The 23,811-nt window shown below is 71.9% G+C and carries 24 protein-coding genes and 2 tRNA genes; 12 read left to right on the forward strand and 14 right to left on the reverse strand.

All coding sequences use genetic code 11. The features are described from left to right. The first annotated feature begins 21 nt into the window (after positions 1-21). Entirely contained in the window at positions 22-471 is a 450-nt protein-coding gene (locus tag ACFPK1_RS01065) for an NAD(P)/FAD-dependent oxidoreductase (RefSeq protein ID WP_378019540.1), read from the forward strand. Positions 472-634: 163 nt separating this feature from the next. Continuing rightward, a complete protein-coding gene (locus tag ACFPK1_RS01070) occupies positions 635-934 on the forward strand; it encodes a hypothetical protein (protein WP_378019045.1) in 300 nt (99 codons plus the stop codon). Here the strand turns inward: ACFPK1_RS01070 and ACFPK1_RS01075 are convergent. Continuing rightward, a complete protein-coding gene (locus tag ACFPK1_RS01075; protein WP_378019046.1) occupies positions 922-2,115 on the reverse strand; it encodes an MFS transporter in 1,194 nt (397 codons plus the stop codon). The two genes, ACFPK1_RS01070 and ACFPK1_RS01075, sit on opposite strands and share 13 nt — an antisense overlap. Before the next feature lie 91 nt (positions 2,116-2,206). Next, positions 2,207-3,562, reverse strand: a complete 1,356-nt coding sequence (locus tag ACFPK1_RS01080) for an FAD-dependent oxidoreductase (protein ID WP_378019047.1) — start codon at positions 3,560-3,562, stop codon at positions 2,207-2,209. 99 nt (positions 3,563-3,661) lie between these two features. On the opposite strand from ACFPK1_RS01080, the gene ACFPK1_RS01085 reads away from it, so the two are divergent. Then, the gene (locus ACFPK1_RS01085) at positions 3,662-4,531 is read left to right on the forward strand and encodes a helix-turn-helix domain-containing GNAT family N-acetyltransferase (RefSeq protein WP_378019048.1); all 870 of its coding nucleotides are present in this window, start codon (positions 3,662-3,664) and stop codon (positions 4,529-4,531) included. An 8-nt stretch (positions 4,532-4,539) separates the two neighbouring features. On the opposite strand, the gene ACFPK1_RS01090 is transcribed toward ACFPK1_RS01085, so the two are convergent. Next, positions 4,540-5,688, reverse strand: a complete 1,149-nt coding sequence (locus ACFPK1_RS01090; protein ID WP_378019049.1) for an MFS transporter — start codon at positions 5,686-5,688, stop codon at positions 4,540-4,542. A gap of 183 nt (positions 5,689-5,871) precedes the next feature. Between ACFPK1_RS01090 and ACFPK1_RS01095 the strand changes: the two genes are divergently transcribed. From ACFPK1_RS01095 to ACFPK1_RS01105, 3 genes are read left to right on the forward strand one after another with little or no spacing between them, the layout of a single operon-like run. Beyond that, positions 5,872-6,324: an ArsI/CadI family heavy metal resistance metalloenzyme gene (locus tag ACFPK1_RS01095; protein WP_378019050.1), complete on the forward strand. Its 453-nt coding sequence runs from the start codon at positions 5,872-5,874 to the stop codon at positions 6,322-6,324. Next, positions 6,321-7,058, forward strand: a complete 738-nt coding sequence (locus ACFPK1_RS01100; protein WP_378019051.1) for a methyltransferase domain-containing protein — start codon at positions 6,321-6,323, stop codon at positions 7,056-7,058. Before ACFPK1_RS01095 ends, ACFPK1_RS01100 begins: the two co-directional genes overlap by 4 nt. A gap of 24 nt (positions 7,059-7,082) precedes the next feature. Then, entirely contained in the window at positions 7,083-7,610 is a 528-nt protein-coding gene (locus tag ACFPK1_RS01105) for a DinB family protein (RefSeq protein WP_378019052.1), read from the forward strand. Positions 7,611-7,618: 8 nt separating this feature from the next. Here the strand turns inward: ACFPK1_RS01105 and ACFPK1_RS01110 are convergent, their stop codons facing one another. Continuing rightward, the gene (locus ACFPK1_RS01110; protein ID WP_378019541.1) at positions 7,619-7,990 is read right to left on the reverse strand and encodes a TOBE domain-containing protein; all 372 of its coding nucleotides are present in this window, start codon (positions 7,988-7,990) and stop codon (positions 7,619-7,621) included. A gap of 229 nt (positions 7,991-8,219) precedes the next feature. Here ACFPK1_RS01110 and ACFPK1_RS01115 point away from each other — a divergent pair, with 229 nt between their 5' ends. Beyond that, positions 8,220-8,966 (forward strand): MerR family transcriptional regulator, encoded by a 747-nt coding sequence (locus ACFPK1_RS01115; protein ID WP_378019053.1) that lies wholly within the window; start codon positions 8,220-8,222, stop codon positions 8,964-8,966. Further along, positions 8,963-9,289, forward strand: a complete 327-nt coding sequence (locus tag ACFPK1_RS01120) for a YnfA family protein (protein ID WP_378019054.1) — start codon at positions 8,963-8,965, stop codon at positions 9,287-9,289. Before ACFPK1_RS01115 ends, ACFPK1_RS01120 begins: the two co-directional genes overlap by 4 nt. Positions 9,290-9,505: 216 nt before the next feature. On the opposite strand, the gene ACFPK1_RS01125 is transcribed toward ACFPK1_RS01120, so the two are convergent. From ACFPK1_RS01125 to ACFPK1_RS01135, 3 genes are all read right to left on the reverse strand, one after another. Continuing rightward, the gene (locus ACFPK1_RS01125; protein WP_378019055.1) at positions 9,506-11,050 is read right to left on the reverse strand and encodes a tyrosine-type recombinase/integrase; all 1,545 of its coding nucleotides are present in this window, start codon (positions 11,048-11,050) and stop codon (positions 9,506-9,508) included. A 92-nt stretch (positions 11,051-11,142) separates the two neighbouring features. Then, positions 11,143-11,215, reverse strand: a tRNA-Ala gene (locus ACFPK1_RS01130). 11 nt (positions 11,216-11,226) lie between these two features. Then, entirely contained in the window at positions 11,227-11,343 is a 117-nt protein-coding gene (locus ACFPK1_RS01135) for a DLW-39 family protein (RefSeq protein WP_378019056.1), read from the reverse strand. Between the two features lie 129 nt (positions 11,344-11,472). Between ACFPK1_RS01135 and ACFPK1_RS01140 the strand changes: the two genes are divergently transcribed. The 4 genes from ACFPK1_RS01140 (at position 11,473) to ACFPK1_RS01155 (ending at position 14,478) form a co-directional block, all read left to right on the forward strand. Then, positions 11,473-12,666, forward strand: coding sequence for a Tm-1-like ATP-binding domain-containing protein (locus tag ACFPK1_RS01140; protein ID WP_378019057.1), 1,194 nt, complete (start codon positions 11,473-11,475; stop codon positions 12,664-12,666). Further along, positions 12,663-13,493 (forward strand): phosphoenolpyruvate hydrolase family protein, encoded by an 831-nt coding sequence (locus tag ACFPK1_RS01145; RefSeq protein ID WP_378019058.1) that lies wholly within the window; start codon positions 12,663-12,665, stop codon positions 13,491-13,493. The genes ACFPK1_RS01140 and ACFPK1_RS01145 overlap by 4 nt, the downstream gene beginning before the upstream one ends. 14 nt (positions 13,494-13,507) lie before the next feature. Continuing rightward, positions 13,508-13,951 (forward strand): SRPBCC family protein, encoded by a 444-nt coding sequence (locus ACFPK1_RS01150; RefSeq protein WP_378019059.1) that lies wholly within the window; start codon positions 13,508-13,510, stop codon positions 13,949-13,951. A gap of 119 nt (positions 13,952-14,070) precedes the next feature. Beyond that, the gene (locus ACFPK1_RS01155) at positions 14,071-14,478 is read left to right on the forward strand and encodes a histone-like nucleoid-structuring protein Lsr2 (RefSeq protein WP_274283136.1); all 408 of its coding nucleotides are present in this window, start codon (positions 14,071-14,073) and stop codon (positions 14,476-14,478) included. Positions 14,479-14,552: 74 nt separating this feature from the next. Here the strand turns inward: ACFPK1_RS01155 and ACFPK1_RS01160 are convergent. The 7 genes from ACFPK1_RS01160 to gnd form a co-directional block, all read right to left on the reverse strand. Continuing rightward, a tRNA-Ile gene (locus tag ACFPK1_RS01160) sits at positions 14,553-14,626 on the reverse strand. 62 nt (positions 14,627-14,688) lie between these two features. Next, positions 14,689-15,882, reverse strand: a complete 1,194-nt coding sequence (locus tag ACFPK1_RS01165) for a DUF3566 domain-containing protein (RefSeq protein WP_378019060.1) — start codon at positions 15,880-15,882, stop codon at positions 14,689-14,691. A gap of 59 nt (positions 15,883-15,941) precedes the next feature. Then, positions 15,942-18,452, reverse strand: coding sequence for a DNA gyrase subunit A (gene gyrA / locus ACFPK1_RS01170; RefSeq protein WP_378019061.1), 2,511 nt, complete (start codon positions 18,450-18,452; stop codon positions 15,942-15,944). Positions 18,453-18,647: 195 nt separating this feature from the next. Next, a complete protein-coding gene (gene gyrB, locus ACFPK1_RS01175; RefSeq protein WP_378019062.1) occupies positions 18,648-20,672 on the reverse strand; it encodes a DNA topoisomerase (ATP-hydrolyzing) subunit B in 2,025 nt (674 codons plus the stop codon). Positions 20,673-20,929: 257 nt separating this feature from the next. Further along, entirely contained in the window at positions 20,930-21,631 is a 702-nt protein-coding gene (locus ACFPK1_RS01180; RefSeq protein WP_378019063.1) for a DciA family protein, read from the reverse strand. Between the two features lie 28 nt (positions 21,632-21,659). Continuing rightward, complete coding sequence (recF, locus tag ACFPK1_RS01185) at positions 21,660-22,838, reverse strand: DNA replication/repair protein RecF (RefSeq protein WP_378019064.1); 1,179 nt, start codon at positions 22,836-22,838, stop codon at positions 21,660-21,662. 9 nt (positions 22,839-22,847) lie between these two features. Further along, on the reverse strand, positions 22,848-23,759 hold the full coding sequence (gene gnd, locus ACFPK1_RS01190) for a phosphogluconate dehydrogenase (NAD(+)-dependent, decarboxylating) (protein WP_378019065.1): 912 nt from the start codon (positions 23,757-23,759) through the stop codon (positions 22,848-22,850). Between the last annotated feature and the right edge of the window lie 52 nt (positions 23,760-23,811).

Consider the following 23,811-nt stretch of genomic DNA (forward strand, 5'->3'; position numbering starts at 1 on the left):
AACGCCCTGGGCGGAAGCCGGATGTTCTCGGGCAGCCTCGGCACCCAGGTGGTCAAGGTCTTCGACCTCGTCGCCGCCCGCACCGGGCTACGTGACCACGAGTCCGTCGCCATCGGCGCCCGCCCGGTGACCACCACGGCCACCCCGGACGACCACAAGGCGTACTACCCGGGCGCCACCCCGATCCACATCGCGGTCACCGGCGATACCGGCACCGGCGCGCTGCTCGGGGCCCAGCTCGTCGGCCGCAAGGGCGCCGAGGTCGCAAAGCGGGTCGACACGTACGCCACGGCGCTGTTCCACGGCATGACCGTGGACGGGGTCAGCGAGCTCGACCTGTCCTACACCCCGCCGCTCGGCTCGCCCTGGGACGCCGTCCAGATGGCGGCCCAAGCCTGGGTCAGGCAGCAGACCTCAAGCCGCGACACGAGTCCGCTCCTGACCGAGCCGGTCCCGACGGGTCGCCAATAGAAGACGCCTCACCACCGTCGCTACCGTTTGTTCCGTCTGAGAAGGTCGACGACCCAAGTCGATAGACCGAAGGAATGACAGGCCTCTCGCATCGACTACGAACTGTGATCTCCGCGACTATCGTCGTCGCGCTGGCTACGGTCCGGCCGATCGAGGGGGAACCATGCGTCCGGAAATCCCAGCTCAGGAACTGAGCGAGGAGCAGCGGTCGAATCTGAGAGGTCTGGACGGCGTTGGCGCCGAGATCAATGCGATCTTGCGGGCTCGCGGTCTGGACCTCCGGGTCTACCAGATGCGACTCGGACCGCTCGACGCTGGCGAGCAGCCAGGCACTTCTGAGTGGATCGGCGAGATCGGCTTCTCCGAACCCATCGAGCCGGAGCCGCCGACGTTGCCTCCGCCGGGCGGCTGCTACTGCACAGACTGCGACGACCAGGGCCGGTGCTGGTCCTACTGCTGCTGACGTCGACTGTCGGACGTCGAGGACGTGGGCACCGACCCGAGCGCCAGACCGGCCGCCAGCAACCCGGCCGCGGCCAACGCGGCGAACACTGGCGGATAGCCGCCGAACACCTCCGCCATCGCACTGCCGGCCCACGGTGAGATCGCGACCGCGATCATCGTGGGCGCGGAGAGCAGGCCATTGAGTCGGCCGTAGAACCGCGGATGCCAGCGATCGGACAACGCGGTCGCCTGAAGCAGGGTGAATACGCCGCGGGCGGCCCCGGCCGCCATCGCCGCGGCCACCAGCAAGCCGGGCGGCCCGGGCAGGATGGCGAGCACGGCGCTGGTCACGGCAAGCAATCCGAGGATGGTCGTCGCGCGAGCGCGGACACCCAGGCGCCGTATCAAGGTCGAGTAGCCGAGGCGGCCCAGGACCTGTCCCACACCCCCGAGCCCGAGCGCCCAGGCGGCGAGGCTCACCGACATGCCTCGCTCGATGAGAAGAGGCACCTGGTTGACAGTGACCGCGAACGAGCAGAACGCGCCGAGGAAGACGGAGGCACCCAGCATCACGAACGCGCGGCTACGCACGATCTTCGCGGGGTCCTCGTCGACGCCGGTCCTCGACGGCTCGTCGGTCGCCACCTCCTCGGTCGCCTCAGGCCACGGTCCGCGCAGGCCGAACAGGTGCGCGGGGATCGTGACGGCGCCGAGCACCACGGCGAGCACGAGGTAGGTCCCGCGCCAGCCGAACGGCTCGAGAAGGGCGGCGGTCAGCGGTGCGAACACGGTGCTGGCCAGCCCGGCGATCAGCGTGAGCCCGGTCAGCGCTCGGACACGATCGCGTCCCCACCACCGCGTCAATGCGGCGAACGCCGGCGGGTAGAACGTGGCGGCCTGGGCGACGCCGGCGAGCAGCCACGCGGCGAAGAACCAAGGCAACGACCCGGCCGCGGCGATGGCCACGGTCGCGGGGACGGCGACGACCGAGCCGGCGGTCATGATCCAGCGCGGACCGTGGCGGTCGAGCAGTCGGCCGACCGGGATACCGACCAGCGCCGAGACGACGAGCCCGCCGGAGAAGGCAGCGGTGACGGTGCTGACGGACCACCCGGTGTCGCGGGCCAGCGTGGGCGCGAGCACCGGGAACGCGTAGTAGAGGACGCCCCAGCTGGTGATCTCGGTGACGCAGAGGACCACCAGGACCCGCCATCGACCAGTTGACGTCAGCTGCCCCGGCCGGTCCGGCCGCTCCTCCCGCTCGTCGGCGAGGGAAGCGGCCGGACCGTGCTCAGGCGCGGGCACCCGCAGCGCCGACCGGCTCCTCGGAGGGAGCGCCGCAGCAGCCGCTGGCGGCACCGGTCTCGGCGACCTCGGCGGCGGGGGTGTCGGCGTCGAACAGTCCTGCGCCGCCGCACACCCCGGTCTCGTTGAGGATCAGCTCGACGCGGGCGGCGGCCTCGTGGTCGCCGGCGAGTTCGGCAGCGATCGAGCGGACCTGCTCGTAGCCGGTGCGCGCGAGGAAGGTCGGCGCGCGTCCGTAGGACTTCATGCCGGCCAGGTACAGCCCGGGCTCGGGCTGGGCGAGCTCCGCGGCGCCGTGCGGGTAGACCGTGCCGCACGAGTGGACGTTGGGGTCGACCAGGGGCGCCAGGCGCGCCGGGGCCTGCAGCGTCGGATCGAGGTCGAGGCGGACCTCCGAGAGCCACGACAGGTCGGGGCGGAAGCCGGTCACGACGACGACCTCGTCGACGTCCTCGACCCGGGCGTCGTCGTCGGAGACCAGCTTGAGCCGGCCGTCGCTGCCCTGCTCGACGTGCTCGGTACGGAACCCGAACACCGCGGACACGACGCCGGCCTGCACTGCTTCCTGAGCACGCAGGCCCAGCGCGCCGCGGGCCGGGAGCTGGTCGGTGTCGCCGCCGCCGAACACCTGCCCGAAGCCTGGGCGCCGCAGCAGCCACGACACCCGCGTGCCCGGCTCGCGGCGCACTAGCTCGGCGAGCCCGGCCAACGCGGTCAGCGCCGAGTGCCCGGAGCCGGCCACCACCACGTGCTTGCCCGCGTAGCGCTTCCGCTGCGCGGGGTCGGTCAGTTCGGGCACCACGGACCTGATGTGCTCGGCCGCGGCGCGCTCCCCGATCGCGGGCAGCCCGTCGCCACCGAGCGGATTGGCCGACGTCCACGTGCCGGACGCGTCGATCACCGCGCGCGCCGGCAGGCGCTGCTCCCCGGACCCGGTGCCGACGTGCACGACCAGCGGCTCGGTGTCACGCCCGGCGTCGACCACGCGGTCGCGACCGCGCCGGGTCACCCCGACCACGCGTGTATCGGTCCGGACCCGCGAGCCCAAGGCGTCCGCGAGCGGCGCGAGGTACCGGTCGACCCACTCGTCGCCCGTGGGGTACTGCTCCGGGTCCGGCGACGTCCAGCCGGTCTGCTCGAGGAGACGCTGGGCGGCCGGGTCGACCACCCACTCCCACGGCGAGAACAGGCGCACGTGGCCCCACTCCCGAACCGACGCGCCCACCTGCTCCCCCGCCTCGAGCACCAGCGGCTCCAGGCCCTGCTCGAAAAGCTCCGCAGCGGCGGCCAGTCCCACCGGGCCCGCGCCGATCACCACGACCGGCAGTGTCGTCCCGTCCATCCCGCGTCCTCCATCGACGTGCTTCGATCGAACGGCGGGAACAGTATCGACGCACATCAATGGATGCAACCATCGATGCGGATCGATAGACTCCACCATGTGAGCGCGAGCCTGCCCCTGATCGCTCCGGCTGCCGGGGAGCCGACGCAGCTGCCGGCTGCCGACGCAGCGACCTATGCGAGCTGGTTCGCCTGCCTCGCCGAGCCGGTCCGGGTCCGGCTCTTGCATGCCGTCGCCACCGCGACCGGCCCGGTCACCGTCGGGCGACTGGCGGAGCTGACCGGTATCAGCCAGGGCACGTGCTCGCACCACCTGCGCAAGCTCGCCGACACCGGCTTCGTGGTCCTGCGCCGGGAGGGCACCGCGACGCACGTCGCGGTCAACGCGGCCTGCTGTGTCGGGCTGCCGCACGCCGCCGACGCGGTCATGGGCCTGCTCGCGCCGCGTCCGTGCTGCCCCGAGGACCTGCCCGAGGAAGTCGACGTCCGCGCACTTGAGGACCGTGACTGGGACGCCGTGCGCCGGATCTACGGCGAGGGCATCGCTACCGGGAACGCCACCTTCGAGATCGAGGTCCCCGACAACGACGCCCTCGACGAGAAGTGGCTGCCGGATCACCGCTGGGTCGCGGAGATCGATGGCCTCGTCGTGGGGTGGGCTGCGGCCAACCCCACCTCGGCCCGCACCGTCTACGCCGGCGTCGCCGAGACCTCGGTGTACGTCGCCGAGGGCTACCGGGGCCGTGGCGTCGGCCGAGCCCTGATTCACCGCCAGGTCACCGCCGCCGACACCGCGGGCCTCTGGACCCTGCAGACCTCGGTCTTCCCCGAGAACCGCGCGAGCATCGCCCTGCACCACTCGGCCGGCTTCCGCACGCTCGGCGTGCGCGAGCGCATTGGTCGCCACCACGGTGTCTGGCGCGACACCGTGTTCCTCGAGCGACGGCGAGCCGACGACGGTCAGAGGTAGGCGCGGCGCTACGCGCGTTCGCGCAGGCGTGATCCGGTCATCGTGGTGAAGGCGCCGACGCACGCCCAAGCGACGAGTGCGACCACGACGAAGCCGAGGTAGACGCCCTCGAAGCCGACGGCAGGAGCCAGCGCGGCGGCACTCACCGGAGCGAGCAGTCCCGCGAGACCCCAGCCGGTGAAGACCAGCCCGAAGGTGGTGCCGAAGCGCTCGGGAGAGACCACGTCGGCGGTGGCGGCCGGGGTGAGGGTGGAGAGGGCGCCGTACTGCAGTCCGAGGACGAGCAGCGCCGCTAGGACGACTGGGCCGCCGGCACCGAAGGCGAGCGGGAGGCAGGCCAACACCAACAGGGCGGCATTTCCGTGGAGTGTCGCCGGTCGCCCGATGCGGTCGGAGAGCGGTCCGGCGATCAGGCGCCCGGCAAAGTTGCCGACGTTGAGGAGCGTCACCGCGAGCGCCACCGCCGCGGCGGCACCGGCGAGCTGCCCGGCCTGCGCGAACGCAGCGAGCGCTGGCGCGCTACCCAGGCCGAAGGCCAACCAGAGCGCGACGACGGGTGCCCGAAGACGGCGGCCTCCGTCGCTTGCTCCGGCCCGTGTCCTGCGCTCCGGAGCATCACCAGGGACGAGGACGGCAGCAACCAGTAGGAGGCCCCCGAGCACGGCCGCTAGCAACGCGAACGTCGCACCGCGACCGACAGACGCCAACAGCGCCGAAGCGACGGGCGCGAGGACCGCCGTACCGACCGCGTAGGCGCTGACCACGAGGCCGAGTGCAAGGCCGCGCCCGGTCGTGACGGTGCCGGCCACCCGGACCGCGGTGGCGTAGCCGAGTCCTGACGAGGCACCGACCAGGACGCCGAAGGCGAGCATCATCAGCACCACGGAGGTCGCCACGGCACTTCCGAGCAGGCCCACGACCGCACCCACGGCAGCAACCGCAGCGAGCCGGCGGGGAGGCACGCGATCGGCGAACCGGCCGCCGATGACGACGGCACCCATGAACGCGACCAGGCCGACCGAGAAGACCCCGGCCAGGGCGGTGTCGCTCGCCCGGAGCTCCTGGCGCAAGGCGCCGGTGAAGATGTCCCATCCGAACAGCGGGCTCACTCCGAGGTCGAGCAGGACCGCGCCGGTCAGCGCACGTCTCTTGCTCACGATCGCTCCGCCCGCGCCGACTACCGGTACACCCGGTCTTAGCGGGGCCCGCACGCGTCGGCAAGACCGATGTCGGGCTCTCCTCTCGGTCTACGTTCTTGCCTTGACGTCCGTCGAAGCAGCGCGCATCGTGGCTGCCTCGACCGGTGTCGAAACAAGAACCGCGACCAGAGGGAGACCACCATGTCCCGTGTGCAACTCGCCCTGCGGGTCTCTGACCTGGAGGGCTCGATCCGCTTCTACTCGCAGCTCTTCGGGGTGGAGCCGAGCAAGCGCCGGGCCGGGTATGCCAACTTCGCGGTCGCCGAGCCTCCGCTGAAGCTGGTGCTGCTCGAGGGCGACGCCGACCGCCCGACGGTGATGGACCACCTCGGGGTCGAGGTCGAGTCCACCGTCGAGGTCGACGAGGCGACCGCGAGACTGTCGACCCTGGGTCTGTTCACGCAGGTCGAGGAGGACACCACCTGCTGCTACGCCCGCCAGGACAAGGTGTGGGTGCAGGGCCCGGGCCACGAGCCGTGGGAGGTCTACACCGTCAAGGAGGACTCCGAGGACTACGGCCACGACGGGATCATCACGACGATGCCCGACGCCCCGTCCTCCAAGACCGCCGACGGTGGTGGGTGCGTCGCATGACGACCGACGAATCGACCGGAGCGCGTGAACGGGTTCGTGCCCGCTACGTCGCCGCGGCGGGTCAAGTCCGAGCCGGACAGGCTCCGCGCTGCTCGGAATCCGACCTCGTCGGGACGTGCGGGCAGGCGTACGACCCGACCGAGCTCGCCGAAGCCGCAGGCGCGGGGGCAGCCAGTCTCGGCTGCGGGAACCCGCTCGCCGTCGCCGAGCTCGTCGCCGGGGAGACGGTCCTGGACCTCGGGTCCGGCGCCGGGCTGGACGTGCTGCTCTCTGCCCGCCGAGTCGGGCCCACCGGCTTCGCCTACGGCCTGGACATGACCGACGAGATGCTCGACCTCGCCCGCGGTCACGCCGCCGAGGTCGGGGCGACCAACGTCGAGTTCCTCCGCGGACACATCGAGGCCATCCCCCTGCCCGACGCCTCGGTCGACGTCGTCATCTCCAACTGCGTGATCAACCTGTCCGCGGACAAGCCGGCGGTGTTCGCCGAGATCGCCCGCGTGCTGCGGTCCGGCGGGCGTATGGGGGTCTCGGACCTGGTCGCCGAGGACGACGTCGATCCTGCCGTGGTCACGGCGGCCGCTGCGTCGGTGGGAGCGATCTCCGGGGTCCTGAGTCGCCGCAACTATCACGCCCAGCTCGAGGACGCAGGACTCTCCGCGGTGTCGGTAACCGCCACCCAGGAGGTCGCGAGCGGAGTCTCGTCGGCCATCGTTCGGGCCTCGCGCCCCTGACCCGGCTCGGCACACACTGCGCGAATGGACCGAGACGCGGTTCACCAGGACCTCGAACGCGCGCGCTCGACGTTCCACGACCTCCATGCGCGCGCGACGCCCGCGGGCTTGAAGCGTCCCTCGTGCGGCACGCGGTGGAACAACCAGCAACTGTTGTTCCACATGCTGCTCGGCTATCTGATCATCCGCGCGCTCGGGAACCTCGTCCGCCTCGTCGGACGGCTTCCTCCTGGCGTGGGCAGAGCCTGGGCGAGGATCCTGAACGCCGGAACTTTTCCGTTCGACGTCGCCAACTTCCTTGGCTCCTGGGCCGGCGGCAGCACTCTGGGTCGGCGCGGACAGACCGTGCTCTTCGACCGGGTTGTCGCCGCGCTACACCGCCGGCTGGACCGCGAGACCGACGACGACCTCGCCCGCGGGATGTTCTACCCCACGCGATGGGACCCGTACTTCAAGCCGTACATGACCCTCGCCGACGTCTACGCCTTCCCCACCCAGCACTTCGACCACCACCGCCGACAACTCACTCTGGAGGGAACCGGACCACGGTGACGCGATGCTCATGGCTCCGGCGTCGACGGACGACTCGAGCTCCGCGTTGATGGGGTCTCGACCGTGACCATGGTCGACTTGATCACCGCGACCGCCAGGTCCCCGACCTTGAGGTCCAGTTCCTCCACCGCCTCGGTGCTCATCAGGGACACGATGCGCGCCGGACCGCACTGCATCTCGACCTGGGCCATCACCTTGTCCGAGACGACCTCGGTCACGAGACCGACGAGGCGGTTGCGCGCCGAGCGACGCACATCCGAAGGATCGTCGATCTGGTGCGCACGCCGCTGAGCGAGCTTGGCCAGGACCTCGCCATCGATGACTCGCCGACCCGACCCGTCGGTGGTCGAAATGCCTTCGGTCTCGACCAGCCGACGCATCGTGTCGTCGCTGCCACCGAGCAGCTTCGCCGCCTCAGAGATCCGGTACGTCGACACGTCGGAGAGGCTAGTCCCGGCCCTCGCCTCCAGGGTCGCGGCAACTCCGGGCGTGGAGAGCCGCTGACATGGAGGTTCCGCAGCTCGCCAGCGTGCGCCCTCGCAGGGCTGTCGCGGTCGTCGCCGCGGTCGCTTGACCTTCGAGTCGACTTCCGGGTTTACCGTCGCCGACGTGGACGGCTTGAAGGTCTCCGAGCTCGCGGGTCGCACTGGCGTGCCGGCCAGCACCGTGCGCTACTACGACACCGAAGGGCTGCTCCCGGCCCGACGGTCGGAGTCGGGCTACCGCCTCTACGACGACACCGCCGTCGAGCGCCTCGCGTTCATCGGCACGGCCAAGAGCCTGGGCCTACCGCTGCCCGAGATCCGCCGCCTGCTCGACCCTTGGGAGCACGGCCTGTGCACCGACGTGCAGGGCGAGCTGGACCCCCTGCTCGAGCGCCACCTCGCCGACACAGAGGAGCGCATCGGTGCGCTCCGCGACTTCGCCGCTCGGCTGCAGCGGGCCCGCCACCAGCTTGCGGCCATCGACCGCGACGGACCGTGCGACCCCTCGTGCGCGTTCCTCGGCCAGGAGCGCCGGACGACCGCGCTGCGGGAGCTGCCGCTCGCCCCGTCCGACGATCAGCCCATCGCGTGCACGCTGACCGGTGCCGACCGCGCCGAGCGCTCGCAGCGGTGGCACTCCGCGCTCGAGTCGGTCACGACGAGGACGGCGATCGACGGCGGCGTGCGGCTGGGCTTCGATCCTGCGCGCGCCCGCCTCGGCGAGCTCGCCGAGCTGGCCGCTGCCGAGTCCGGTTGCTGCGCCTTCTTCGACATCACCCTCCGCTTCGCCGACCCACCCACCATGGAAGTCCGTGCACCCGCGGACGCCCTCGTCCTGGTCCACGAGCTGTTCGGGGAGCCCGACGCGTGACCCTGCGGTCCATCGCCCTGTTCGTCGTCGCCGCAGTGTTCGAGATCGGCGGCGCCTGGCTCGTGTGGCAGGCCGTCCGGGAAGGTCGGGCCTGGTGGTGGGCCGCGCTCGGCATCGTCGCGCTCGGGCTCTACGGCTTCGCCGCCGCGTTCCAGCCCGACGCGCAGTTCGGGCGCATCCTCGCCGCGTACGGCGGTGTCTTCGTTGCGGGATCGCTGGCCTGGGGCATGGCGCTCGACGGCTACCGACCCGACCGGTTCGATCTCCTCGGCGCCGCGGTCTGCCTGGTCGGGGTCGGCGTGATCATGTACGCGCCCCGATGAGGTCACCGAGGACGCGGGCAGTTATTGGCCTGGGCGGAGCAAGCTGTTCGAACGTCGAGGAGCTGACAGGGGAGCCGGTCGAACTTTGTTCGATGGACAGTCACGGGTATGCACGGCACCGTGCCGCTGCATGCGCGCTATCAGAACGTGGCGAGTTCTCCGCCAGCAGGGAAGGGGACTCAGTCTCTGGGCCGTCGCGCGCGGTTGGAGCTGAGATCACCCGCTTACTCGGCCGCGACCGCTCTCACTCTCCGCGAACCCGGCGATCACCTCGGGCCGGCGTCCACGGCTGACCTGCACGAGCCCCCACGCCTGAAGGAGTGTCACCGCGCGTTGAGCGGTCGCGGTTGACACCCCGTTCTCGGAGCCCAGTCGCTTGCCGGTCGGTAGTTGAGCGCCGATGGGCCACTCGCCAGCTCCGATGCGGTCGCGCAAGGCAACGGCCAGACGCTCGAAGGGATAGCTCGGGTCCGTCTTCGCACGCTCGACGTCGTCGACCTCGGCGATCGCTGGCCTCTCGGGCAGCCGGTCGGCCAGTCCCCGTGCAGCGCGCTGGTCGGCCTCGGCGACCCAGGCCGCGTAGACCCGGAGCGTGGTGGTGCCTCCGCCTCCGTGACCGAGACGGCCGGCGACGGTGCGGACGTCGACGCCGCCGGCGATGAGCTCGGTCGCCGAGTAGTGCCGGAGGTTGTGGAGGTGGGTGTCGATGCCGAGCCGGTCGGCCATCTTGCTGTACCGCTGGGTGACCGACGAGGGCGTCAGGTGGTGCGACCCCGTCGGTGAGGGCGAGAAGACGAAGGCGTCCGTCGACAGCTCGAGCTCGAGGGCGGAGCAGCGCTCCTCCCACCGATTGCGGTGCTCGGCGAGGGCCTCGATCGTGCTCGGGTCGATCGTCACGTGGCGGCGCTGGTGGGTCTTGGTGTCCTTCTCTTCGGTCTCGCTTGCGACCTGGGCGATCGCGCGCCGGATGGTGATCACACCTCGCTCGAGGTCGACGTGTTGCCAGCGCAGTCCACACACCTCGCCGCGGCGAGCTCCGGTCACCATCGTCAGCCAGACGAACATCCCCCAGTCGGGGTCGCGGCGCCACGCCTCGGCGACGAGCCGCGCCGCCTCCTCGGGGGTGGGCGGCTGCGGGTCCGGCGCCGGGACCGGAGGCGGCTCGGCTTGGGCCATCGGGCTGAGGGCCACCCAGCGCCAGCGCACCGCGCGCTTGTAGGCGCCGCTAAGGACGTAGTGAATCTTGCGGATGGTGGCGTCGCCGAGGGGCCGGCATCGGTGCGGTCGACATCGCGCGTCGCACTCGTGGGGAAACGAGGTCCGGTGGTCCACGCCGCGGCGTTCGCGGCAGTGCTCGCGGCACCGCCGCATCTCAGCGTAGAGCGAGTCCAGGATCTCGGCGTCGATCGCGCCGACCTTCGACGTGCCGATGAACGGACGGACGTGCTTGTCGACGTACTCCCGGTAGCCCTCGACCGTGCGACGGCCGCCGGTGTGCTGATCGAGGTAGCGGTCGAGCAGCTGGTTGACGGTGGCTGTCGTCCGCGGATTGCGCCTCTTCCGGATGTCGGCGAGGAACCTCTGCCGGACCTCCTCGGCCCGGTCCCACACCTTCGGGCCGGCCGGCACGACCTCGATCAGGTCGTGCCGACGCTTCGTGACCGGGTCCTGCCCGGCGTAGACCCGTACACGAAGTGCTCCGCTGGGGAGCTCGTCGATGGTGCCGCGATCGCGCTTGCGGGGGCTCTTGGCCTTCGCCATGACACGGAAGCTAGGGCGACTCGCGTCACGAACCGTGTCACGTCAGCCGAGGTTCGCTCAGTCGGACTAAAGTTCTAGCAGGTCACAGTGGGTGGAGACGAAGGGAATCGAACCCTCAACCCCCGCCTTGCAAAGGCGGTGCTCTGCCAATTGAGCTACGTCCCCGTGGGGGTCGTTCAGGACGTCGACGGGCTCGTCGCGTCGCGCCAGACCTCCTTGGCCGGGCGGTCCCGCTGGCGCCGCAGCAGGAGGACGGCTCCGGCTGCCGCCGCGAGCGCCACGATCGTCTTCACCGCAATCCTCCCGATCGACGACGTGACCACGGTACCGCAGGGCGAGATCGGCTCCGGCCGTCGCGCACGACCGGCTCCGGACGATAGGACTTCCCCCGGCGGACGACGGCGTCGTGGACGGGAGCTCGGATGGCCGGGGCGGGTCGTGCCTACGTGGTGGGCACGTTCGACACGAAGGGCGAGGAGCTGCGGTACGTCGCCGGGCTCCTGCGGGACGCGGGGCACGCGGTGACCACCGTGGACGTGGGCACCAGCGACCCGGACGGGAGCACCGCCGACGTCGGTCCCCGCGACGTCGCCGGTGCCGAGGCGTTCACCGGGGACCGCGGCAGCTCGGTGGGCGCCATGAGCGCGGCGCTCGAGCGCTGGCTCCCCGCGCGCGACGACCTCGCCGGCGTGCTCGCGCTCGGCGGGTCGGGCGGCACCGCGCTCGTGACGCCCGCGCTGCAGCGCCTGCCGGTGGGGGTGCCGAAGATCGTGGTGTCGACGGTGGCCTCGGGCAACGTCGCGCCGTACGTCGGCTCGGTGGACCTGACGCTCATGTACTCGGTCACCGACGTCGCCGGGCTCAACCGCATCAGCCGCCGCGTGCTCGGCAACGCCGCGCACGCCCTCGGCGGGATGATCGGCACGGCACCGCCGGCAGCGCAGGACAAGCCGGCGCTGGGGCTGACGATGTTCGGGGTCACGACGCCGTGCGTCACCTCGGTCACCGAGGCGCTCGGCGACCGGTGGGACTGCCTGGTCTTCCACGCGACCGGCACGGGCGGGCGCGCGATGGAGAAGCTCGTCGACGACCGGCTCGTCGAGGCCGTCGTCGACGTGAGCACCACCGAGATCGCCGACCTCGTCGTCGGCGGCGTCATGGCGGCCACCGAGGACCGCCTCGGCGCGGTCGCGCGCACCGGCGTCCCGTGGGTCGGATCGGTCGGGGCCCTGGACATGGTCAACTTCGGCGCACCCGACACCGTCCCGGAGCGGTTCCGCGGCCGGACCCTCTACGAGCACAACGCGCAGGTGACGCTCATGCGTACGACGCCCGAGGAGAACCGCGCGGCCGCGGCGTTCCTCGCCGACCGGCTCAACGCCTGCCCGGGCCCGGTGCGCCTCGTGCTCCCGCTCGGCGGCGTCTCGGCCCTCGACGCGCCCGGGATGCCCTTCGCCGACGCCGAGGCGGACGCCGCCCTGTTCGACACCCTGCGCGAGCGCGTGCGCACCGACGACGAGCACCGCATCGTCGAGAGCCCGCACCACGTCAACGACCCCGAGTTCGCCGCGACCCTCGTCGCCGCCCTCGAGGAGATCACCGGAGGACGCCCGTGACCCGCGCCGAGATCCTGGAGCGACTGCGCGCCAAGGTCGACCGTGGCGAGCCGATCGTCGGCGGTGGGGCCGGCACCGGCCTGTCCGCGCGCTGCGAGGAGGAGGGCGGGATCGACCTCATCGTCATCTACAATTCCGGCCGCTATCGCATGGCCGGGCGCGGGTCGCTCGCCGGATTGCTCGCCTACGGCAACGCCAACGACATCGTGGTGGAGATGGCGCGCGAGGTCATCCCGGTGGTGCGCCACACCCCGGTGCTCGCCGGCGTGAACGGCACCGATCCGTTCCTCATCCGTCCCCGCTTCCTGCGCGAGCTGCGCGAGCTCGGCTTCGCGGGCGTGCAGAACTTTCCGACCGTCGGCCTCATCGACGGCACCTTCCGGGTGAATCTCGAGGAGACCGGGATGGGGTTCGACCGTGAGGTCGAACTCATCGCCGCCGCGCACGACGAGGATCTCCTCACCACGCCCTATGTCTTCTCGGTCGACGACGCCCGGGCCATGACCCAGGCCGGCGCCGACATCGTGGTGTGCCACATGGGACTGACCACCGGCGGGACGATCGGCGCGCAGACCGCGAAATCGCTCGACGACTGCGTCGCACTCGTCGACGAATGGGCCGAGGCGGCACGCTCGGTGCGCGACGACGTCCTCGTGCTCGTGCACGGCGGACCGGTGTCGTCCCCGGACGACGCCGCCTACGTGCTCTCGCGCACGCGCGCCTGCCACGGCTTCTACGGCGCCAGCAGCATGGAGCGCCTCCCCACCGAGCAGGCCCTCACCGCCACGACCCGGGCCTTCGTCGAGCTCCGCCCGAACGACCACTGACCAGGAGGATCCCCGTGCCCGACGTTCTCGCCAGCGCCGTCGTCCCCGCCGACCCCGACACCGTGTGGCGGGTGGTCCGCGATTTCGACGGACTCCCCACCTGGCACCCCGCGATCTCGGTCAGCGAGCTCGAGGGTGACCCGCGCACCGACCAGGTGGGCGCGGTGCGCCGACTCACGCTCGGCGACGGCGGGATCGTGCGCGAGAGCCTCGTCGCCCGCGACGACCGGGAACGACGCCTGACCTACGCGATCCTCGAATGTCCGTTCCCCGTCCGCGACTACCGCTCGACCATCCGCGTCCACCCGGTGACCTCGACCGGCGAATCCTTCGTCGCCTGGTCGGTGCTCTTCGACTGCGACCTCGCGGACGCCGAACGGCTCAGCGCGTTGTTCGCCGAGGATGTGTTCGGGAGCGGGTTGAGCGGTCTGATCGCGCATTTGTCCCCCACGGCGTGACGTTCGCAGCACGGAACTCCCTCCCGTCGAACACCCCGTCCATTCTTTGCTAATCTCTCCGCGCAACGAATAGACGGCACCTCATCGGTTCGATGATGTAGTGAGGAGTCACGCCAGCCATGGCACAGAAGACCATCGTCACCCTGGTCGACGACCTGACCGGCGAGGAGGCCGAGGACATCACGACGGTCGAGTTCGCTCTCGACGGCGTGACCTACGAGATCGACCTCGACGACAAGAACAGCGCGCGACTGCGCGACGCGCTCGCCGAGTACGTCGCCGCCGCGCGCCGCACCGGCGGCCGCCGGTCGAACGGCGGCGGGCGTCGCCGCTCCGGTGCCGGCACCGGCACCCCGCGGGCGACGTCCCCCGGCGGCTACGACCGCGAGACCTCGAAGCAGATCCGCGAGTGGGCCAAGGCCCAGGGCTTCGAGGTGTCCGACCGCGGCCGCGTGCCGAACAACGTCGTGGAGGCCTGGGAGGCCCAGCGCAAGGGCTCCGAGCACGCCGCGACCTTCTCCGGCTAGCACCCCCGCACGACGACGGCCCCGGAGCACAGAGCTCCGGGGCCGTTCGTGTCGGTGGGGTTGCACCGTGAGGGTGGGCCCAGCTGGATTTGAACCAGCGACCTCGTCGTTATCAGCGACGCGCTCTAACCAACTGAGCTATGGGCCCCAGCGAGGTGCAGGCGCCACGGTACCCGACGGTCACCGGGCGCCCGACACCGGGATCCCGCGCTAGTCGCGCTCGGAGAGGGTCACCTCGATGCCGCCCGCGACGTCGGCGGAGATGTTGTAGATGAACGCCGAGACGCTCGCGAGCGCCGTGAACAGGATGATGTTCACGACCCCGATGACCGCCGCGACGCCGAACACCCCGCCGGCGGTGATGAGCTCGCCGCCGCCGCCCGCGTCGGACGTCAGGTCCTGGTAGGTGCCGTTGAGCTGCGCCCACACGCCCATGCCGTCGAGCACCGCGTAGAGCACGCCGACCGCGAACATCCACACGAAGAACAGGGCCACGCCCAGCACGAGCGCGAGCTTGAGCACCGACCACGGGTCGAACCGACGGACCTGCAGGCTCGCCCGCCGCGGTGCCTTGCCGCTGCGGGGACGCCCGGCCGAGAGCTCGGCGACGTCGTCGGGCTCGCGACGGGCGTCGTCGTCCCGGTTGCGCAGGCCGAGCTGCTCGGGCGAGAGCTGGTTGGTGGGCGCGTCGATCCCGGACGAGCTGGTGGTCGCGGAGCCCTCGGCCGGCCGCGCCGTGCCCGCCGCGGGCGCGGTGCGCGCGGCGATCGGTATGCCACCCGACGGCGTCCCGGACCCGTCACCGGGCGGGCGGCCGTAGCCGGGCCCCTGCGGACCCTGCCCGCCCGGGCGCGGGAACGGCCCGGACGGCGGGTGCGCACCACCGGGGCCGCCGGGGCCACCCTGGTTGCCCTGACCCGGGCCACCCTGACCCGGAGCACCCTGACCCGGAGCACCCTGGCCGCCGGGACCCGCCGGGCCGCCGGGACCGGGCTGTCCCGGCCGCGGCTGCCCGCCGCCCGGGGTGGGCGGGCCGGAGGGCCGGCCGGTCGGGATCGGGCCCGACGGCGGACCCGTGGCCGCCCCGCCGCGCTGCCACGGCGGCGGCGGGCCGGCCGGTCCGCCGGACGTCTCGCCCTCGGTGGACGGGGACGGCGACGACCCCGAGCCGGCCTCGCCCTTGCCCTCGGCCCCTCCGCCGGCGGCGCCGTCGGCGCCGTCCGTGCCGCCCGACGACCCCGCCGACTCCTCCTCGACGGCGTCCACACGGGTGGTGGACTCCGCGTCGCCGTTGCGCTGGCCGTTCGAGTCGGGGGCGGACTCCTGCGTGCTCGTCCGCGTCCCGCCCGCGCCCGTCTCCGACGTCGCGGGGCCCGGCTCGTCCGGCTTGCTCGGTGTGCTCACGGAAGGACTCGTCTCGTCGGTCGGTGACGGGAGATCAGGGCTGGCTCGTCACGGCTGGCTCACGGCTGGGGCGGTGTGGTGGTCCCACCGGCGTCCGGGTCGCCCGCGTTCTCGGCGTTGCGGGCGATGGCCAGCAGCGTGCCACCCTCGCCGAGGTTCATCAGACGCACACCCTTGGTCTGGCGGCCCGCCTTGCGGACCTCCTTGGCCGTCGTCCGGATCACCCCGCCGCTCGCCGTGATCGCGTACAGCTCGTCGTCGAGCTCGACGATGAGCGCGCCCACGAGGGTCCCGCGACGACGGTCGTACTGCAGCGTCAGGACGCCCTTGCCGCCCCGGTTCTGCACCGGGTACTCCTCGATCGGCGTGCGCTTGGCGTAGCCGCCGCCGGTCGCGACCAGCAGGAACGTGCCGTCGCGGACGACGCCGAGCGAGAGCAGCTCGTCGCCGGAGTTGAACCGCATCCCGGTGACGCCGGACGTCGCCCGGCCCATCGGGCGCAGCGCGTCGTCGGTGGCCGAGAACCGGATCGACTGGCCCTCCGCCGAGACGAGCAGCAGGTCGTCGTCGCCCGAGCACAGCACGGCGCCGACGAGCTCGTCGCCCTCGCGCAGGTTGATGCCGATGAGCCCGCCGGCGCGGTTGGAGTCGAAGTCGGTGAGGCGCGACTTCTTCACCAGGCCGGTGCGCGTCGCCAGGACCAGGTACGGCGCGGCGTCGTAGTCCTTGATGTGCATGACCTGCGCGATCTGCTCCTCGGGCTGGAAGGCGAGGAGGTTCGCGACGTGCTGGCCGCGCGCGTTGCGGTTGGCCTCGGGCAGCTCGTAGGCCTTCGCGCGGTAGACGCGGCCCTTGTTGGTGAAGAAGAGCAGCCAGTCGTGCGTGGAGCAGACGAAGAAGTGCGCGACGAGGTCGTCCTGCTTGAGCGTCGCGCCCTGGACGCCGCGCCCGCCGCGCTTCTGCGCGCGGTAGAGGTCGGTCTTGGTGCGCTTCGCGTAGCCGGTCCGCGTGATCGTGACGACGACGTCCTCGACGGCGATGAGGTCGGAGTCGGCGACCTCGCCGTCGTAGCCGACGAGCCGGGTCAGGCGGTCGTCGCCGTGCTTCTCGACGATCTCGGCGAGCTCGGTGCGGACGATCTCCCGCTGACGCTCCGGCCGGTCGAGGATGTCCTGGAGGTCGCGGATCGTCTCCTCGAGCTCGGCGAGCTCGTCGACGATCTTCTGGCGCTCGAGGGCGGCCAGGCGACGCAGCTGCATGTCCAGGATGGCCTGGGCCTGGATGTCGTCGATGTCGAGCAGGTCGATCAGGCCGGCCCGGGCCACGTCGACGGTCTCCGAGGCGCGGATCAGCGCGATGACCTCGTCGAGTGCGTCGAGCGCCTTGACCAGGCCGCGCAGGATGTGGGCCCGCTCCTCGGCCTTGCGCAGGCGGTAGCGGGTGCGCCGGACGATGACGTCGATCTGGTGGCGGATCCAGTGCCGGATCATCTGGTCGAGCCGCAGGGTGCGCGGCACGCCGTCGACGATCGAGAGCATGTTGACGCCGAAGCTGTACTGCAGCTGGGTGTGCTTGTAGAGGTTGTTCAGTACGACCTTCGCGACGGCGTCGCGGCGCAGCGTGATGACGATGCGGCGGCCCACGCGGTCCGACGACTCGTCGTTGATCTCGGCGATGCCCTGGATGCGCCCGTCGCGCACCAGCGTCGCGATCGACTCGATGAGCGAGTCCGGGTTGACCTGGTAGGGCAGCTCGGTGACGACGAGGATCGTGCGGCCCTTGGCGTCCTCCTCGGCCTCGACCACGGCGCGCATGCGGATCGACCCGCGCCCGGTGCGGTAGGCCGACTCGATGCCGTCGGTGCCGACGACGAGGCCCGCGGTGGGGAAGTCCGGGCCCTTGATGCGCTCCATGAGCGCCGCGAGGGTCTCCTCCTCGGAGGCCTCCGGGTTGTCGAGGGCCCAGGTGGCGCCGTCCGCGACCTCGCGCAGGTTGTGCGGCGGGATGTTGGTCGCCATGCCGACCGCGATGCCCGCCGAGCCGTTGACGAGCAGGTTCGGGATGCGGCTGGGCAGGACGGCCGGCTCCTGGGTGCGGCCGTCGTAGTTGTCGACGAAGTCGACGGTCTCCTCGTCGATGTCGGCGAGCATCGACATCGCCAGCGGGGAGAGGCGGCACTCGGTGTACCGCATGGCCGCGGCCGGGTCGTTGCCCGGCGAGCCGAAGTTGCCCTGCCCGTCGATCAGCGGGTAGCGCATCGACCACGGCTGGGCCAGGCGCACGAGCGCGTCGTAGATCGCGGAGTCGCCGTGGGGGTGGTAGTTGCCCATGACGTCGCCGACGACGCGCGCGCACTTGACGTAGCTGCGGTCGGGCCGGAAGCCCGAGTCGTACATCGAGTACAGGACGCGGCGGTGCACCGGCTTGAGGCCGTCCTCCACCAGCGGCAGCGCGCGACCCACGATGACCGACATCGCGTAGTCGATGTAGGAGCGCTGCATCTCCTGCTGGATGTCGACCGGCTCGATGCGGTCGCCGGACCCACCGGGAGGCAGGGTCGTCTCGGTCACGCGGTTCTCACCCTCCTGGCTCCCCACCCACGAGGCGCCGGACGCTGTCGATCCTATCGGGGCCGGGGGTGCTCCCCCGGCTCCCCCGGACGGCCCGTCGCGGCGTGTTCGCGCCGGTCAACGGGCCTGTCCGGGTTCGGGACGGGATGCGTGGTTCCACGGGAAACGTCCGCCACCCCCGTCCCTCGACCTCGACTAGACGTCGAGGAACCGCACGTCCTTGGCGTTGCGGGTGATGAACGAGCGGCGGGACTCGACGTCTTCGCCCATCAGCACGCTGAAGAGCTCGTCGGCGGTGGCCGCGTCGTCCAGGGTGACCTGCAGCAGCATCCGGGTCGTGGGGTCCATCGTGGTCTCCCACAGCTCCTTGGCGTTCATCTCGCCGAGGCCCTTGTAGCGCTGGATCCCCTCGTCCTTGTTGATCTTCTTGCCGGCCGCCCGGCCGGCCTCGAGCAGGCCGTCGCGCTCCCGGTCGGAGTAGGCGAAGTCCGGCTCCGCGTTCCGCCCGCTCCACTTGATCTTGTAGAGCGGCGGCTGCGCGAGGAAGACGTGCCCGTTCTCCACCAGCGGCCGCATGAACCGGAACAGCAGGGTGAGCAGCAGCGTGCGGATGTGCTGGCCGTCGACATCGGCGTCGGCCATCAGCACGATCTTGTGATAGCGCAGCTTGGTGAGGTCGAACTCGTCGTGGATGCCCGTGCCGAGCGCCGTGATGATCGACTGGACCTCGTTGTTCTTGAGGACGCGGTCGATGCGGGCCTTCTCGACGTTGATGATCTTGCCGCGGATCGGCAGGATCGCCTGGAACATCGAGTCGCGCCCCGACTTCGCCGAGCCGCCCGCCGAGTCGCCCTCGACGATGTAGACCTCGCTGCGCTCGGGGTCGTTGCTGCGGCAGTCGGCCAGCTTGCCGGGCAGGCCGCCGAGGTCGCCCGCCGTCTTGCGGCGGACGAGCTCGCGGGCCTTGCGCGCGGCCATGCGGGCCTGCGCCGAGCCGACCGCCTTGTTGATGATGGTCTTGGCCTCGGCGGGGTTGGCCTCGAACCAGTCGGCGAGATACTCGTTGCAGACCTTCTGGACGAACGAGCGGACCTCGGTGTTGCCCAGCTTCGTCTTGGTCTGGCCCTCGAACTGGGGCTCGGCCACCTTCACCGAGACGATCGCGGCGAGCCCCTCGCGGATGTCGTCGCCGGTGAGCGCCGGGTCCTTGTCCTTGATGAGCTTCTTGTCGCGCGCGTAGCGGTTGACCGTCGCGGTCAGCGCCGAGCGGAAGCCCTCCTCGTGGGTGCCGCCCTCGGTGGTGTTGATCGTGTTGCAGAACGTGTAGACGGACTCGGAGTAGCCCGAGTTCCACTGCATCGCGATCTCGACCTGGTGGCCGGTGCCCTCGGCCTGGAACCCCACCGGCTTGCGGTGGATCGGCTCCTTGGCGTGGTTGATGTGGGCGACGAAGTCCTCGAGGCCGCCCGGGTAGTGGAACGTGCGCTCCTTGACCTTCGAGACGTAGCCCTCGGCGTCCGGCGCGTCGTCGACCTCGGCGGCGTCCTCGCCGTCCGCGCCCTCGGGCTTGCGCTCGTCGCGCAGCACGATGGTGAGGCCCTTGTTGAGGAAGGCCATCTCCTGCAGGCGGCGGGAGATCGTCTCGAGGTTGTAGGTCGTGGTCTCGAAGATCGTCGGGTCGGCCCAGAACGTGATCGACGTGCCGGTCTTCTTCGTCTTGCCGGCCTGCTGCAGCGGCCCCGGCACGGAGCGCTCGTAGTGCTGCGTCCAGATCTGGCCGTCGCGGTGGATCTCGACGTCGAGCGCGGTGGAGAGCGCGTTCACGACGCTGACGCCGACGCCGTGCAGACCGCCCGACACCGCGTACGACTTGTCGTCGAACTTGCCGCCGGCGTGGAGCATGGTCAGCACCATCTCGACGGCGGGCTTCTTCTCGACCGGGTGCTCGTCCACGGGGATGCCGCGGCCGTCGTCGACCACGGCGATGCCGCCGTCGGCCTGGAGGGTGACCTCGACGCGCGAGGCGTAGCCCGCCATCGCCTCGTCGACCGAGTTGTCCACGACCTCCTGGATCAGGTGGTGCAGACCGCGCTCGCCGGTGGAGCCGATGTACATGCCGGGCCGCTTGCGGACGGCCTCGAGGCCCTCGAGGACGGTGATCGACGAGGCGCTGTAGTCCCCGTTGTTCTTCTTCTGGGCCGAGTTCTGTGCGGCTGCCACGGGCTCCGGTGTCTCCCTCGCGTGGGCGCGTGCCCGTGCGCTGGACGCGCGGGCCGGTGTTACGCACTCCAGTCTACCGGGTCGCCTCTCCAGAAACGGCCCGGGCACGCGGCTCAGCGCGTCACACGGCGCCCGAAACGGCGTCGGGAGGGTCCGACCGGCCGCGAACGGCGCTCCGAGGCTCTGACGCGCCTACGTCGGCCCCTGAGGGCGAGCGTGCGGGGCGCGGTCGGGGTCGGGCTCGTGGTCCCCCCGGGTCAGCCGTACGTGTCGCGGGGTCCGCGCCCGGACACGTGCCGGGGACCGCGCCGCCAGCTCGGGGCCGCGGGCCCGTGGATGCGCATGCTCGTCACCACGCCGTCGCCGAGGCCCGCCGCGATGCGCCCGATCAGCTGGCGCTGGAGCAGGCGCAGCTGCGTCGCCCAGGCCGTGGAGTCGGCCTGCACGGTGAGGACGCCGTCGCGCAGCGACTCGGGCCGGGCGTGCGCGGCGACCTCGTCGCCGACCAGCTCGGCCCACCGCCCGAACACCGACCCGTTCGCCAGGCGCGGCGCCCACCCGCGGTCGCCCGAGAGGCGGGAGGCCAGCCGCCCGAGGGTCTGCGGGTCGCGGTCGTCGGCGCCCGCGCCCGACCAGCCCCGCCGGCGCGGCCGCCCGAGGCCCGTCCCGGAGCGCCGGACGGGCTTGCGGACCCCGTTGCCGCCCCCGGTCGCGGCGCGGCGCTCGGCGGCGGCCGCACGGGCCGCCGCGAGGGCGTCGCGGGCCAGGTCGGCACCGCGTCGTGAGGCCTGTCGTGAGGTCTGCTGACCGTCCGTCGCGGACCCGCTCGGCGTGCCCGAATCATCACGATCAGGGGTGTGGACACCTGGGGCCCGGGACCCGCCCTGCTCGCGCCCCGGATCCGGGTCCGGACGACCGCCCGCCGCGGAGCCGTCGGCCGAGTTGTCCACAGCATCCACAGGTCTGTCCCCAGGACACCGACCGAAATCACGCGTCCGGTCCACCAGATCCACCCCCTGTCGTCCTGCTGACGGCAGTCATCTCACTGACCGTGCCCGATTCGACCACGTAGCGTGCTCCCTGCAGGTCGTCGGGCACATCGTCGTCCACCGCGGCCGTCACGAGCACCTGCTCGGCGCGGGCGGCGGTGCGGGCGAGCGCCCGGCGGCGCCGGACGTCGAGCTCGGCGAAGACGTCGTCGAGCACCAGCACCGGCTCCGAGCCCTCCCCGCGGAGCAGCTCGAACCCGCCCAGGCGCAGCGCGAGGGCGAGCGACCACGACTCCCCGTGGCTCGCGTACCCCTTGGCGGGCCCCTCGCCGAGGGTGAGCTCGAGGTCGTCGCGGTGGGGGCCGACGAGGCACACGCCGCGCTCGATCTCCTGGCCCCGCCGCCGGCGCATCTCCTCGAGCAGCATCGCCTCGACGTCCTCGGCGGCCGGGAGCACGGCCTCGGGTGCGCCCAGCGCGTCCACGCTCTCCGCGCGCGAGCGGTAGCGCGCCCCCACCGGCGCGGACTCCGGGGCGACCTCCGCGTAGGAGGCGGTGACGTGGGGCGCGAGCGCGGCGGTGAGCTCGAGGCGCCCGGTGACGAGCGCGGCGCCGGCGCGGGCGAGGTGGGCGTCCCAGACGTCGAGCGTGCTCGTGTCGCCGCGGGCGTGCCGGGCGGTCTTGAGCAGGGCGGAGCGCTGGCGCAGCACCTTGTCGTACTCGGCGCGCACGCCGGCCCACCGCGGCGCGCGGGACACCAGCAGCTCGTCGAGGAAGCGGCGGCGCTCGCCCGGATCCCCCCGGACCAGCGCGAGGTCCTCGGGGGCGAACACCACGGTGCGCACGATCCCCAGCACCTCGCGGGGGCTGCGCACCGGCGAGCGGTTGACGCGCGCCCGGTTGGCCTTCCCGCTCGCGATCTCGACCTGGACGGTCAGCTCGCGGCCCTCGTTGACCGCCACCGCGCGCACGAGCGCCGACGACGCGCCCCGCCGGATGAGCGGGGCGTCGCCCGCGACCCGGTGCGACGACAGCGTCGCCAGGTACCCGACGGCCTCGACCAGGTTGGTCTTGCCCTGGCCGTTGGCGCCCACGAGCACCGAGACCCCGGGCGCGAACTCGAGGTCGGCCTGTTCCCACGAGCGGAAGTCGGTGACCGAGAGCGCGCGCACATACACGGGAGGAGCTCAGCCCCCCGTGGGCGGCTCGTTCGCGGCCTCGCCCGCCTTGTGGGTGGCGTGCCCTCCGAACTGGGCGCGCAGCGCCGCGACGGCCTTCATCGCCGGCGAGTCGACCTGGCGGGAGGCGAACCGGGCGAACAGCGCCGCCGAGATCACCGGGGCGGGCACGGCGTGCACGATCGCCTCGTCGACCGTCCAGCGCCCCTCGCCGGAGTCCTCGGCGTAGCCGGTGATCTGGTCGAGGTGCGGGTCGGCCTCGAGGGCCCGGACCATGAGGTCGAGCAGCCAGCTGCGCACCACGGTGCCGCGGCTCCACGCCTTCATCACCGCGCCGACGTTGTCGACCGGCCCGCCGGCGGACAGCAGCTCGTAGCCCTCCGCGTAGGCCTGCATGAGGCCGTACTCGACGCCGTTGTGGACCATCTTCGCGTAGTGGCCCGCGCCGACCGGGCCGGCGTGCACGAAGCCCTCCTCGCGAGGGCCCTCGGGCCGCAGGGCGTCGAACACCGGCAGCAGCCGCTCGATGTCGGCCGCGTCGCCGCCGGCCATGAGGCCGTAGCCCTCGGTACGGCCCCAGACCCCGCCCGAGACGCCGCAGTCGACGTAGCGGACGCCCTTGCCGTCCAGGAGCTCGGCGTGCACGGCGTCGTCGGTGAACTTGCTGTTGCCGCCGTCGACGACCAGGTCACCGGCCTCGAGGAGGTCGGCCAGCGCGTTCACCGTCGAGTTCGTGGCCTCACCGGCCGGGACCATGAGCCAGACGGTGCGCGGCGCCGCGAGCGCCTTGACGAGGTCGTCGAGCGACGCCACGTCGCCGGACCCGTCGTTGGCGTAGCCGACCACCTCGTGACCGGCGGCGCGGAGCCGTTCGGCCATGTTGCCGCCCATGCGTCCGAGACCGACCATCCCCAGCTGCACGTCGCGTTCCTCTCGTCGGCCGCCCGCCGCGGGGCGTGTCCTGCGCTCGGGT

Source organism: Actinomycetospora rhizophila (assembly GCF_042657905.1).
GTDB classification, from domain to species: Bacteria; Actinomycetota; Actinomycetes; order Mycobacteriales; family Pseudonocardiaceae; genus Actinomycetospora; species Actinomycetospora rhizophila.